The 13,674-nt window shown below is 58.9% G+C and carries 7 protein-coding genes; 3 read left to right on the plus strand and 4 right to left on the minus strand.

Translation table 11 applies throughout. The features are described from left to right. Positions 1 to 57: 57 nt before the first annotated feature. Genes C5F52_RS05225 through C5F52_RS05235 form a run of 3 tightly spaced genes read left to right on the plus strand, consistent with a single transcriptional unit; the run spans position 58 to position 5,641 of the window. Positions 58 to 1,176, plus strand: coding sequence for an efflux RND transporter periplasmic adaptor subunit (locus tag C5F52_RS05225; RefSeq protein WP_146100037.1), 1,119 nt, complete (start codon positions 58 to 60; stop codon positions 1,174 to 1,176). Next, positions 1,176 to 4,280 carry an efflux RND transporter permease subunit gene (locus tag C5F52_RS05230; RefSeq protein WP_104797292.1) on the plus strand — a complete coding sequence of 1,035 codons (3,105 nt, stop codon included), beginning with the start codon at positions 1,176 to 1,178 and terminating at the stop codon, positions 4,278 to 4,280. The genes C5F52_RS05225 and C5F52_RS05230 overlap by 1 nt, the downstream gene beginning before the upstream one ends. Then, positions 4,277 to 5,641, plus strand: coding sequence for a TolC family protein (locus C5F52_RS05235; protein ID WP_104797293.1), 1,365 nt, complete (start codon positions 4,277 to 4,279; stop codon positions 5,639 to 5,641). Before C5F52_RS05230 ends, C5F52_RS05235 begins: the two co-directional genes overlap by 4 nt. A 21-nt stretch (positions 5,642 to 5,662) precedes the next feature. On the opposite strand, the gene C5F52_RS05240 is transcribed toward C5F52_RS05235, so the two are convergent. The 4 genes from C5F52_RS05240 to C5F52_RS05255 are packed head-to-tail and all read right to left on the minus strand — an operon-like array spanning position 5,663 to position 13,511. Continuing rightward, positions 5,663 to 6,118: a RidA family protein gene (locus C5F52_RS05240; RefSeq protein ID WP_104797294.1), complete on the minus strand. Its 456-nt coding sequence runs from the start codon at positions 6,116 to 6,118 to the stop codon at positions 5,663 to 5,665. A 58-nt stretch (positions 6,119 to 6,176) separates the two neighbouring features. Beyond that, a complete protein-coding gene (locus C5F52_RS05245) occupies positions 6,177 to 7,235 on the minus strand; it encodes a transglutaminase family protein (RefSeq protein WP_104797295.1) in 1,059 nt (352 codons plus the stop codon). 3 nt (positions 7,236 to 7,238) lie between these two features. Next, entirely contained in the window at positions 7,239 to 9,974 is a 2,736-nt protein-coding gene (locus tag C5F52_RS05250; protein WP_236657741.1) for a circularly permuted type 2 ATP-grasp protein, read from the minus strand. Positions 9,975 to 10,016: 42 nt separating this feature from the next. Next, on the minus strand, positions 10,017 to 13,511 hold the full coding sequence (locus C5F52_RS05255; RefSeq protein ID WP_104797296.1) for a DUF2126 domain-containing protein: 3,495 nt from the start codon (positions 13,509 to 13,511) through the stop codon (positions 10,017 to 10,019). Positions 13,512 to 13,674 lie beyond the last annotated feature (163 nt).

Genomic DNA, 13,674 nt, shown 5'->3' on the forward strand with positions numbered 1-13,674 from the left:
ACGCGTGTACACCTGGTGTGTGCACCGCCTGTTGGTTTGTGATGTGTGGAGTTGGTGATGTTCACTTCTTTCAAGTTATTTCTTCGTGGCTTTGTGTCCTGCTTGTGGTTGGCAGTGACGGTTAATGCCTTGGCGCAAGTGGCGCCATCCGCAGCCAATGCACCCGTGTTGCTGCCGCTGAACGCCAAACAACAAGCCAGCCTCGGTGTGCAAGTGGCCGCCGTGCAAGCGTCTACAGGCGGTCAGTTGCTGGCCAGTGCCACGGTGGTCATGCCGCCGGGCAAAGAGTTCACGGTATCTGCACCGTATGCAGGCCAAATGTCTCGGTTGCTGGTGGGCGTAGGCGACACGGTCAAAACTGGTGCCGCCTTGGCGCATTTCACCAGCCCCATGTTGGGCGATGCACGTCGTTTGTTGAATGAAGCATCGCTGGATTACAAAAACGCCTCAGCCGCTGCACAACGCGACCAAGCCATGTTTGACGAAGGCATCATCCCCGCCGTGCGTTTGCAGCTGAGTCGTTCCAAGCAAGAAGCCGCACAAGCGCAGCTGCATGCACGCGAGGCCGAGCTGGTCGCCGCAGGCATGCGCTTTGATGCCAACACGGGCTACGCCACGGGCACGCTCAAAGCGCCGCTGTCGGGCACAGTGTCTGAGGCTTTTGTCGCGGTCGGCCAACGCGTGGAAGCGGGCGCGATGTTGTTCAAGTTGGCGGACAGTTCGCAGTTGCAACTCGACGTGCAGCTCTCGTCCGACAAAGCTGCGCAGCTGCAAGTGGGTGACGAGGTGAGCATTGCCTCGCGCAACGCCAAAGCCAAGCTGATTGGTGTGAGCCGTGCGGTGGATGCCAGCCAATCGGCCCGTGCCCGCGCTACTGTGACGACCCGAGGCAGCTTGCAAGCGGGTGAGTTGGTGTCGGTCACCGTGCATGCCAAAGGCAAAGCGGGCGCGGCCAAGCCAGATGCGCAATGGTTGGTGCCTGCACGCGCCGTCACGCAGTGGCGCGGCAAGCCTTGGCTGTTTGTGGCGAACGACAAAGGCTTTGAAGCGCAAACTGTGACGGTGCTGTCGTCCACCGACGATTTGTCGCTGGTCGAAGCCGCGTTGCCTGCAGGCAGTAAAGTGGCGGTCACAGGCATCGCTTCCTTGCGCGCCTTGTTACAAAAGGACGAGTGATGTTTGAACACCTCATTCGTTTGAGCCTGCGCTTTCGCAGCCTCACGCTGGCGTGTGCTGGCTTGCTGTTTGTTGCAGGCACGTACGCGTGGCTCAATTTGCCGATTGATGCCTTCCCCGATATCTCGCCCACGCAGGCCAAAGTGATTCTCAAAATTCCAGGCATGACGCCCGAAGAGGTCGAGCAGCGCGTGGTCAAACCCATAGAGCAAGAGCTGCTGAGCATTCCCAACAAACGCATCGTGCGTTCTATCTCGAAATACGGCATTGCCGACATCACCATCGATTTTGACGAAGGTGTGGATTTGTATTGGGCACGCCAACAAGTGTCGGAGCGTTTGGGCTCGGTCATGCGCGATTTGCCAGCCAGTGTGAGCGGTGGCTTGGCCCCCATCACCACGCCGCTGAGCGAGGTGTACATGTTCACCCTCGAAGGCGACTTCAGCTTGGCAGAAAAACGCCGTGTGCTCGACTGGGTGATTCGCCCCGAGCTGCGCACCATTCCCGGTGTGGCCGAAGTCAACTCGCTTGGTGGCGAAGTGCAAACCTTCGAAGTCATTCCCAACACCACCAAGATGGCGGCGATGGGCGTGAGCATGACCGACTTGCGTCAGGCCTTGCTAGCCAACAACAGCAACGACGGTGCCGGCCGTTTAACCGCTGGCGAAGAGGCCTTGGTGGTGCGCGTAGAAGGCGCTGTGAAAACGCTGGACGATTTACGTGCCGTTCGTTTAGCCACCACGCGCAACACGAAGGTGCAGCTTGACGATGTGGCCACCGTCACGCACGGCGCACTCACACGCTACGGTGCAGTCACCCAAGATGGCCAAGGCGAAGCGGTCGAAGGCCTGGTGCTGGGCATGCGCGGTGTGAATGCCCGTCAGTTGGTGAATGCGGTGGACGCCAAGTTGGCCGAGATGGCTCCGCGCTTGCCCAAAGGCATGACGGTGAAAACTTTTTACAACCGAGGCGAGTTGGTCACGCGTGCCGCAGACACGGTCATTCACGCCTTGATTGAAGCCGCCGTGTTGGTCTGCATCACCTTGTATGTGTTCTTGGGTGGCATGCGTGCGGCCGTGGTGGTGGCGGTGGCTTTGCCCTTGTCGTTGCTGAGCACCTTCATGCTCATGCGCAGTTTTGGCTTGACGGCCAACTTGATGAGCTTGGGCGGCTTGGCCATTGCGTTAGGTATGTTGGTGGATGCAGCGGTGGTGGTGGTGGAAAACATCGAAACCGCATTTGCATCGCACCCAAAAGGCCACGCCTTGTCGAAAACCGAAATTTTGCTGAGTGCTGTGCGTCAGGTGGTCAAACCTGTTGCTTCGGGCGTTCTGATTATTTGCGTGGTGTTCTTGCCGCTGCTGAGCCTTGAAGGTTTAGAGGGAAAACTGTTTGCACCTGTGGCCGTGACCATCATCATGGCGTTGGCTTCGTCGCTGCTATTGGCGTTCAGTGTGATTCCTGCTTTGGCATCGATGGTGCTGAAAGAAGAGGGTGCGCACGAGCCTGTAGTGATGCAAAAAATTCACGCGGGGTATCTGCGTTTGCGTGAACGTGTGTGGGCCAAGCCGCAGTGGTTGTATGGCGTGTCTCTGGCCTCGTTGGTCGTGGCTGCCGTGCTCTACAGCTTCATTGGAAAAACCTTCATGCCCACCTTGGATGAAGGCGATATCTTGGTGCAGTTGCAAAAGCTGCCTTCGATTTCGCTGGAGGCTTCGCTAGAGATTGACACCCGCGTGCAACAAGCTATTTTGGAAAACGTGCCCGAGGTCAAAGCCATCGTCGCGCGTGCAGGCTCTGACGAGTTGGGGCTAGACCCGATGGGCCTGAACGAGACCGACACTTTCTTGGTGCTCAAACCCAAAAGTGAATGGCGCGGCAACAAAGACGACATCGTTGATGCGCTGCGCGTGGTGCTGGATGGTTTTCCGGGCTTGGTCTATGGCTTCACGCAGCCGATTGAAATGCGTGTGTCTGAAATGCTCACAGGCACACGCGGCGATGTGGCCATCAAGATTTTTGGCACAGACCTTGGTAGCTTGAACGAAGCTGCTCATCAAGTTGCCGATGCCGTGCGCACCATCCCCGGCGCTGCCGAAGTGATTGCGCCTAAGGCAGAGGGCTTGCAATACGTGTCGGTCAGTTTGAACCGCACCACCATGGGCCAAGCGGGCTTCAGTGTGGAGGCCTTGCAGCAAGCCTTGAAAAACCAAGTGGAGGGCGAATCACTGGGCTACGTGTTGCAAGACGGTGTGCGCATGCCGCTTACCTTGCGCGGTAATGAGGCCACACGTCAAAGCCCTGAAGCGTTTAAGAACTTGCAGCTTGCTGCGCCCGATGGCCGAGTGTGGGCCGCGAGTGCCTTGGCTGACATCCGCTTGGTCGATGGTCCCATCCGTGTGGACCACGAACAAAGCGCACGCTTCACCAGCATTCAGGTGTCGGTAGATGGTCGCGATTTGACGGGCTTTGTGGGCGATGCCCAAAAAGCCGTGGCTGCCCTCAAGCTACCCAGCGACGTACGCATTGTGTGGGGCGGTCAGTTTGAAAACCAGCAACGCGCGGCAGCGCGTTTGGGGCTGGTCATTCCTGCGGCCATGGTGCTCATCTTCACCATCTTGGTGTTCACCTTTGGCTCGGCCATTCAGGCGGGCATCATCTTCTTGAACATTCCGTTTGCCTTGGTAGGTGGTGTGGTCGCTCTCGCGATCTCGGGCGAGTATTTGTCAGTACCTGCATCGGTGGGTTTCATTGCGCTGTTGGGCATTGCGGTGCTCAATGGTGTGGTGATGGTGACGCACTTCAACGAACGCTTGCTCGACGGCGAAGCGATGGATGTGGTGGTGCGCTTGGGCACTGAACGCCGTTTACGCCCTGTGTTGATGACAGCGGTCATCACCGCGCTGGGCATGATCCCGTTGTTGTTTGCCACGGGGCCTGGCTCAGAAATTCAACGGCCCTTGGCGATTGTTGTGACGGGTGGTTTGCTCAGCTCCACCTTGCTGACTTTGTTGCTGCTACCCAAATTGTTTGAACGCTTTGGTGGGCTGGATGGCGTGCCGTGGCATGCGCTCACGCGCCTCTTGCATTGGAGGAAGTCATGAAACGTTTCGTGAAATTTGATGTTGTAGCCTTTGTCGCCGCTTGCACTTGCGCCTTGATGATGGGGGTGGCTCATGCACAACAGCCTGCCGTTTCAGCAACCGTTGCATCGTCTGCTGCTACGTCATCAGCTTCTGGCGCGGCCTCAGCGTCGACTGCGATATCACAGCTTTTGCCTTATCTCCCGGCTGAAGCTGCGGTGAAAGACGCCTTGCTCAGCAGCCCCTTGATGCAAGCTGCGCGCGCCAAAAAGGAAGCAGGTACAGCTCGCGCTCAGGGCATTGACTCAGGCTCCGCCGAGTTCACCTTGCGCAGCACTTCGCAGCGTCGTCGCGAGGTGGCCACAGGCGCGCAGTTGCATGAGTCGATGGTGAGCATCGAACGCCCTGTGCGGTTTTGGGGCAAGCGCGGCATGGATGCCGACCTTGCCACGCAAACCCAAGCTTTTGCCGACATCGAATACGCCGATGCCATGCACGAGGGCGCACGTGAGTTGATGCGTTTTTGGTTTGCTTACCTGCGCGCTTTAGCCGACCAAAAAAATGCGGTGACCACGTTTGACTTGGCAGCCAAAATGCAGCGCCTCACGCAGGTGCAGCTCAAGCATGGCGAAATTTCGCAGCTCGACGCAGAGCTGGCCAATGCCGAGTTTGAGCGCATCACTGCAGCACGTTCGGTGGCCGATGCACAGTTGGCCTCCAGTGCGTCAGCGTTCACGCGTCGCTATGCAGGCATGGTGTTGCCCACGCACATGCCTGCAGCCTTGCGTTTAGACGCGTCGAAAAACTTACCCGCTCTGACCGACACCATGGCTGCCATGCGCCAAGAATTTTTAGATAAAAACCACGAGCTCAACATGATGCGCGTGGACTCTCAACGCTTGCGCCTCGCTGCTGACCGCGCGACGCGTGACCGATTGCCTGATCCGACGGTGGGCGTGTTCAGCGGACGCGAGCGAGCTGGTGCCGAAACCATTTCGGGTGTGATGTTTTCGATGCCATTCCCCAGTGCCTCGCGCTTTCATCACGCGACTGCGCTGGTGGCTGATGCACAAGCAGCCAGCGACAAAGTGTTGCTGGCCGAGCAACAACTGGGCGCCATGTTTGACAGCATGTTCATTCAGTTTCAGCACAAGCGCACAGCCGCTGACAACTTGAAATCTGCCGCCCAACGTCAAGCCTTGGCCGCAGAAAAATCGGTCAAGGCCTATAGCTTGGGCGAAGGCAGTTTGTCGGACGTGTTGCTGATTGCGCGCCTCGCCAGCGACAACCTCAATGCCGCCGAGCGCATGCAGCTAGAGGTGGTGGAATTGCTGGCGTTGATTCGTCTAGATCTGCATCAGATCTGGGACTTTGACGAATGATTCGTTAACGGAATAAGCCGCTTAGGCGAGTTCCGCAATCAGCTCAATTTCCACACAAGCACCCAAAGGCAGTTGCGCCACGCCAAACGCGCTGCGTGCGTGCGTGCCTTTGTCGCCAAACACTTGGCCGATGAGTTCGCTGCAACCATTGGTCACCAAGTGGTGCTCGGTGTAGTCGGGGCTGGAGTTGACCAAGCTCATTACTTTGACGATGCGCTTGACCTTGTTCAGGTCGCCCACGGCAGCGTGCAAGGTGCCCAACAAATCCACAGCCACAGCGCGTGCGGCTTGTGCGCCTTCGGTAGTTTGCATGGTTTTACCCAGCTGACCAGTCCACACCTTGCCGTCTTGTTTTGCGATGTGGCCGCTCAAAAACACCAAGTTGCCTGTTTGTACAAACGGCACATAGGCTGCAGCGGGCACAGCCACGGGGGGCAGGGTGATGTTCAGGGTTTGGAGTTTGTCGTAAACGCTCATGTTGGATTCCTTGTTTGAATCACGCAATTTTAAGAGCGCTCAAGGCGTATGTTTGCGATCAGAGTGATTCGCTTTGACTCTGACTTTGTGATTGGCCTTGCGATTGACTTTGAGACTGTGTCAGCGACTGCCCTTGTGATTGAGATTGTGTTTGTCCAGATGTCGCTATCAACTCAGAAGCCGGTTGCACCGTCACAGCAACTTCCAACGTGTGGCTAGCCCCACCATGAATCACACCGCGTACGGGCGACACATCGGCGTAGTCGCGGCCAATGGCCAAGGTCACGTAGTCGATGCCGGGGGAGCTCAAGCCCCAGCGGTTGTTGGTCGGGTCCAGGTCAAACCACTGGCCGTGGGTCGCGAGTGCGCCGGTCTTGGCGGTTTCAGCTGCGTCGTCTAAATCGTTGGGTACATAAACCGACACCCATGCGTGCGAGGCATCGCTGCCTATCAAGCGGGTTTGGCCTTCAGGTACTTCGGTTACCAAATAGCCGCTCACATAACGTGCGGCCAAACCTTGCGTGCGCAAGCAGCCAATGAGGATGTGCGCAAAGTCTTGGCACACGCCTTTGCGACTTTTGAGGGCCTCAAGCGCAGGCGTGTTGATGTCGGTGCTGGCGGTCTCGTAGGTGAACTCTTGATGGATGCGCGTCATCAAATCACACGCCGCTGCCAACACGGGGCGGGCGGGTGTGAAACTGGCGCGCGCGTATTCGGCAAAGTCTGGGTGAGGCTGCACGTAGGGCGAAGCAAACACGTATTCGGTGGCTGCGTCCCACGCGGCGCCCGAGTGGTACACAAAGTGCGCGCGCACGTTTTCCCATGCGGGCGTGGTCAAGGCTTGCTCGGGTGGGTAGGCGATGAAGTGGGTGTCCACCGTGCTCTTGGCTGTGATGCTGAGTGTGTCGTGCACCACGGGCAGCGAGAAGAAAGTGCGGTTGTTGCCAAACACATCCACATGCGTGCTGGTCGCTGCTGGTGTGGGTGTGATGTGCAGCTCGGCGTGTTGCACCGTTTGTGCAGCATCGCTGCGCGGCAGCAAATGCGCCATGTGCTGCGCGGTGTTGACCTGCGGCACATAGTGGTAAGTGGTGGTGTGGGTGATGTACAGCAACATGGCTCAGGCCCCCACGCTGTCGGCGTCGTCGGTATGGCTGAAGTAACGCGCCGTGATGGCGTCTGACACTTGCCATGACGCTTGCATGCATTCGGTCAAGCACGCGCGCAGTTTGGGGTGGTGGCCCACGTCGTTGGGTGTGCAGAGTTGTTCTAAATCGGTGTGCTTCAAGTCGGGCACCAAGCGCGCCAAAGCATCCGGCTCGCCCATGGGGGTGTCGGCCAGTTTGGACAAACGGCCACGCAGGGTGCGCGCCACCCAAGCAAGCGAGCGTGGGTTGTCGTTGTCTTGCACCAGCAGCTCGATGAGCGGGGCGAGTTCGCGGGTTTGTTGGTACTGCGCTTGGAAGGTGATGGTGCTGTCAAACAACGACAACAGCGCGGCATAGTGCGAGCTGTTTTCATCTGCACTGTCAGCGTCATCGGCGGTGTGTTCAAACGCGCCTACTTCGACAGCCAAGTCGAGTGCGGATGACAAAAATCCCAAACGTTCGACGTGGCGCCCAATGCTCAGCAGTTGCCAACCATCGTCGCGCGTCATGCGGTCGGTTTGCGCGCCGGTGATGGCGGCCAGTGCAGAGCTGGCGGCATCGAGTGCCTGCATGGCTTGCACGGCAGAGAACGCACGTGGTGTGCCCGCTTGTGCGCAATCAGCGCTGAACTGGTCCACGCAATGCACGATGGCGTTCCAGTGTTCGGGTGACAAACGCTCGCGCAGCGACGAGGCCGCTTGCTGCAAAGCGCGCAAGTTATAGCCCACGCTTGTGCTGTGCTCGTCTTGGTCCAAGCACGCAATGAGGGTGCGTTCAAACACACGTCGGCGTGCGCCCATGCTGGGGGTGCTGTTGGCTTTGTCTTCGCCCGCAGCGGCGTGCGCAGATGGCACACCCGCAGGCACCAAACCTTGGCGCTGGGTGAGCAACTGCAACCATGCCCACAAGCTGCGTGAAGCGGGGTCTTCGCCGTTCAAGGCTTCGATGCACAGGCGCACCAAACGCACCATGTTTTCGCTGCGCTCGGTGTAGCGGCCTAGCCAGTACAAGTTTTCGGCGGCGCGGCTGGTGACCATGCGCTCGCGGTGTTTAAAGCCAGAGGCTGTTGTGTACTTGGGCAGCAAGCTGCTGCGGTCAATGTCGGCATGGGTTTGCACCCACACATCGGCGCTGCTGCCGCCGCGTTGCATGGAGGCAATTTGTGCATCAGGTGCTGCGATGCGTGCCAAACCGCCGGGCAACACACGCCACGCATCTGGGCCATCGCCAGCGCTGTTGCGCAAGGCAAACACACGCAGCATGACCGAGCGTTGCACCACGCCTTCGGTGGTGTTTTTCCACGTGGGCATTTGCGACAGTGGTGAGTAGGCTTGCAAGGTGTAGCGGTCGGGCTGGCGGGTGATGCGGCCCACCCACTCGTCGCGTTGTGCTTGGGTGAGTGTGCGACCTAAAACAGACTGAATGGTTGCATCAAACGTGCCGTGCGTGGTCGAGCCCGGGTAGGTGGGCTTGATGGCCATGTGTTCGAGTTGCGGCAACACCGAGGCCAAGGCCGCACGCTCACCACACCACCAAGTGTCGAGTGCAGGCAGTTGCAGTTCTTCGCCCAACAGCTTTTCGCTGAGTGCTGGCAAGAAGCCCAACAAGGCGGGCGACTCTAAAAATGCCGAACCCGGTGCATTGGCCACCACCACGTTGCCAGCGCGCACGGCTTGCAGCAAACCGGGAATGCCCAAGGTGGAGTCAGCGCGCAATTCAAGCGGGTCTAAGAACTCATCGTCCATGCGCTTGAGCAACACATGCACGGGCTCTAAGCCGCGCAAGGTGCGCAGGTACACACGCTCGTCGCGCACGGTCAGGTCATGGCCTTCGACCAAGGTGAGGCCTAAGTAGCGGGCGAGGTAGGCGTGTTCAAAATACGTTTCGTTGTACGGGCCCGGCGTGAGCAAGGCCACGTGGGCATTGGCACCTTCGGGGCTGTGCGCTTTGAGCGACTCCACCCACACACGGTAGGTGGCCGCCAAGCGCTGAATGTTCATGGCCTCAAACGCTTGCGGAAATTGGCGCGAAATGAGCAAACGGTTTTCAAGCAAATAGCCCAAGCCCGAGGGTGCTTGCGTGCGCTGCGACACCACGGCCCAGTGGCCATCGGGTCCACGCGCCAAGTCAAACGCCGCAATGTGCAAATGCGTGCCGCCCACAGGCGTGACGCCATGCATGGCACGCAAGTAGCCAGGGTGGCCTTGCACCAAGGCGGGCGGAATCATGGCTTCGCGAATCAGTTGCTGCGGGCCATACACATCGGCCATCATGCGCTCGAGCAAACGTGCGCGTTGCTTCACGCCCACTTCAATGTGCTGCCAGCTCTCAGGCGTGACGATGAGTGGGAACAGGTCCAAAGCCCAAGGCCGCTGCGGGCCGCCTTGGCTGGCGTACACGTTGTAGGTGATGCCGTTGTCGCGCACTTGGCGCGCCAAGGTTTGGGTACGACGGTCTAGGTCGTCAAGGCCTGTGCTACCAAGCTGTTCAAAAAACGTGCACCACGGCGAAGACAGGTCTTCTGCGTTAGCTGCTTGTACGTTTGCCTCTTCTGCAATTGCCTTAGCAGCCGATGCCGCGGCAGGCGAACACTTGCCTTGCAGCTCATCAAAGTGCCCGCTGTCGGCGGAATGCGCAAGGCCCTTCACCACGTCAACCAAACGTAACGAGGCAACAGACGCTGAAGGGGGCGAGGAAGGCTTTTGCACAGTGGCTGCATTGTCTCACCGCCTTCGGGTTTGGCCATGTTTTTAAACCCGTCGCAAATCCAACGTGAAGGGGAACTCTTTGCTAGCAGGCAGCCCCACGGTGGCTTGCGGCACATCCAACTTGCCCGGCGTGTGGCCCAGCGGGAAGAAGCGCGACAAGCGGCGGCTCTCGGCCTCATACGCATTGACAGGAAAGCTGTCGTAGTTGCGACCACCCGGGTGCGCCACGTGGTACTGGCAGCCACCCACCGAGCGCTTCATCCAGGTATCCACAATGTCAAACGTCAGCGGCACGTGCACGCCAATGGTGGGGTGCAAGGCTGATGACGGCGCCCATGCGCGGTAGCGCACACCGGCCACGTATTCGCCCACCGTGCCCGTGGGTTGCAACGGCAGTGGCGTGCCGTTGACCGTGATGGTGTGGCGGCTGGGATTGAGGCCTGCCACATGCACCTCGATGCGTTCGAGTGACGAATCCACATAGCGCACCGTGCCGCCACTCGACCCTTCTTCGCCCATGACGTGCCAAGGCTCCAAGGCGTTGCGCAGGGTGAGGTTGATGCCCAGTGTTTGCAAATCGCCCACGCGTGGGAAGCGGAATTCAAAGTGTGGGGCAAACCATGCGGGGTCGAACTGAAAGCCGCAGTCGCCCAACTCGGTCAGCACATCGTCAAAGTCAGCTTTGACGAAATGTGGCAATAAGAAGCGGTCGTGTAGCTCGGTGCCCCAACGCGTCGCATGGGCTTGGTAGGGTGCTTCCCAAAAGCGAGCCACCAGTGCGCGCAGCAAGAGCTGCTGCACGATGCTCATGCGTTCGTGCGGCGGCATCTCAAAAGCGCGTAGTTCGAGCAAGCCCAAACGTCCGGTAGATGAATCGGGCGAGTACAGCTTGTCGATACAAAACTCGCTGCGATGCGTGTTGCCTGTGACGTCAATCAGCAAGTTGCGCAGCGTGCGGTCCACGATCCAAGGCGGCATATCAGCGCCAAACTTTTCGCGGTTCTTTTGAATTTCTGCCAGCGCAATTTCCAGCTCGTAAATTTGGTCATTTCGCGCTTCGTCCACACGCGGTGCTTGGCTGGTGGGGCCAATGAACATGCCGCTGAACAAGTAGCTCAAGCTGGGGTGGTTGTGCCAATACAAGATGAGCGATGCCAACAGTTCTGGCTTGCGCAAAAACGGGCTGTCCGCAGGCGTGGCCCCGCCCATGACGATGTGGTTGCCGCCGCCTGTGCCGGTGTGTCGGCCATCGGTCATGAACTTCTCGGCAGACAGGCGCGATTCAAACGCGGCTTTGTACAAGAACTCGGTGTGGTCCACGATTTCCAGCCAGTTGTGGGCGGGGTGGATGTTGACCTCAATCACACCGGGGTCAGGCGTGACTTGCAGTACTTTCAGTCGCACATCGCGTGGGGGCGGATAGCCTTCCAACACAAGGCGCACGCCCAACTCTTCCGCCGTGGCTTCGATGGCGCTGAGCAGCTCTAGGTAGTCTTCCAAGTCGCCGAGTGGCGGCATGAACACATAAATCAAACCTTGTGGGTTTTCCATCGCCTTCAACTCAACGGCGGGGCCGTTGGCACGCGATGGGTCACGCACTTCCACGCAAATGGCGGTGCGGGTAATCCAATGCGCCGATTGGTCTTTGGCTGGTACAGGATGCGGGGTATCGGGCACAAAGCCGTCTTGGCCCATGCCAGTTTGCAAACCCACTGTGCCGCCTTGGGCTAGGCCGCCGCCCGCCACATGCGTGTTGATGTGGTGGCCAATGTTGTGGTCGAAGTGCGTGTGGCGTGCATGGTGCGAATACTGCGCACGCAAGGCCGCTGCGTGGGGTAGGGGTTTGCGTTCGGCAAAGTGGTCTTGCTCAATCGCGTAGGGATAGTCTGCTTGGCTCACCCACGGCAGTGAGTCGAGTGGCAAGCGCAGGCCCATGGGCGAGTCGCCGGGGACGAGGTACATGCGCTCGTCGCGCAAGAACCAAGGGCCGGTGCTCCAGCGTGGGCCGCCTGCCACTTCACCCGCTTTGAGAGGCAACACATAGCCCACGGTTTTGTCTAAGCCTTGGTCAAACACGCGGCGAAGGCGCACGCGCTCCATCTCGTCGTCGAGCTTGGCGTCAAACGGGTCCACGTTGACGGGCAAGCGTCGCTCGCGCCACAGGTAGTACCACGTGTCCTCATAGCCGGGGGTGATGTATTGGTCGTCCAGCCCCAGCTTGTGTGCGAGGGTTTGGGTGAAGCGTTGCGCGTCTTCGGTGGTGTATTGGCTGGGCACGCGTTCGTCGGCAAACAAATCGGGGTTGTGCCAGCAAGGGTGGCCGTCGGTGCGCCAGTAAATGCCCAGCGCCCAACGCGGCAACTGCTCGCCCGGGTACCACTTGCCTTGGCCGAAATGCAAGAAACCACCATCGCCATATTCGGCACGCAGCTTGTGCACCAATTCGGTGGCAAAGCCGCGTTTGGTCGGCCCTAGTGCATCGGTGTTCCATTCTGGTGCGTCGCGGTCGTGCACGGTGACGAAGGTGGGCTCGCCACCCATGGTCAGTCGCACATCGCCTTCCACCAATCGGCGGTCTACCTCGTCGCCCAAGGCCAGCACTTCTGTCCATTCGTCTTCGGTGTAGGGCTTGGTCACGCGTGGTGATTCAAGCACGCGGGTGACTTTCATCTCGTGGCCAAATTCCACCTCGGCTTCGTCTACCAAGCCTTCAATCGGTGCAGCGCTCGATGGCTGTGGTGTGCAAGCCAGCGGAATGTGGCCTTCGCCAGCCAGTAAGCCCGATGTGGGGTCAAGACCAATCCAGCCTGCGCCGGGCAGATACACCTCGCACCAGGCGTGCAAATCGGTGAAGTCCACCTCGGTGCCGCTGGGGCCGTCCAGCGACTTCACATCGGGGGCGAGTTGAATCAAATAACCAGACGCAAAGCGGGCTGCCAAACCGCAGTGGCGCAGCAAGTTGACCAGCAACCACGCGGTGTCGCGGCACGAGCCGCTGCGCAGGGTGAGCGTTTCTTCGGGCGTTTGCACGCCTGGTTCCATGCGGATGGTGTACGCAATGTCTTCGTGCAGCTTGCGGTTGATCTCCACCAGAAAGTCGATGGTGCGAATGGGCGCGCGCTTCAAGGCTTTGAAGTCGATACTGTGGAAGTAGTGCTTGAAGTTGGGCGTGAAGCGGTTGGTCACTAAGTAGGGTGCCAGCTCTTGGGCCGAGGTGACGCCGTAGGCGAAGGGGAACTTTTCGGCGTGTGGTTCGAGGAAGAAGTCGAACGGGTTGTACACCGCCATCTCCACCACCAAATCCACCGTGACTTTGAACTCGGTCGTCTTCTCATGAAACACCAAGCGGGCTTGGTAATTGGCGAAGGGGTCTTGCTGCCAGTTGATGAAGTGCTCGGGCTCGACCTTGAGCGAATACGAAATCACGTTGCTGCGGCAGTGCGGCGCAGGGCGCAGGCGAATGACCTGTGGGCCTAACTCAACCAGTCGGTCGTAGCTGTATTGGGTGACGTGGTGAAGTGCGGCATGGATAGACATGTAGTTTGTCTAGCAAAACACGCGCCAAGGCTGATGCGCCAAAGAGGTGCATGTTTTGGATGCATGTGCATGATTTGTATTGCTGTGCGTGCTCAGGGCTTGGTTGTGTTTTAAACAGCATGCTAATTTTTAATTAAAAGTAATTGCTAATTTATTATTGATG

It is taken from the genome of Limnohabitans sp. TS-CS-82, from assembly GCF_002943475.1.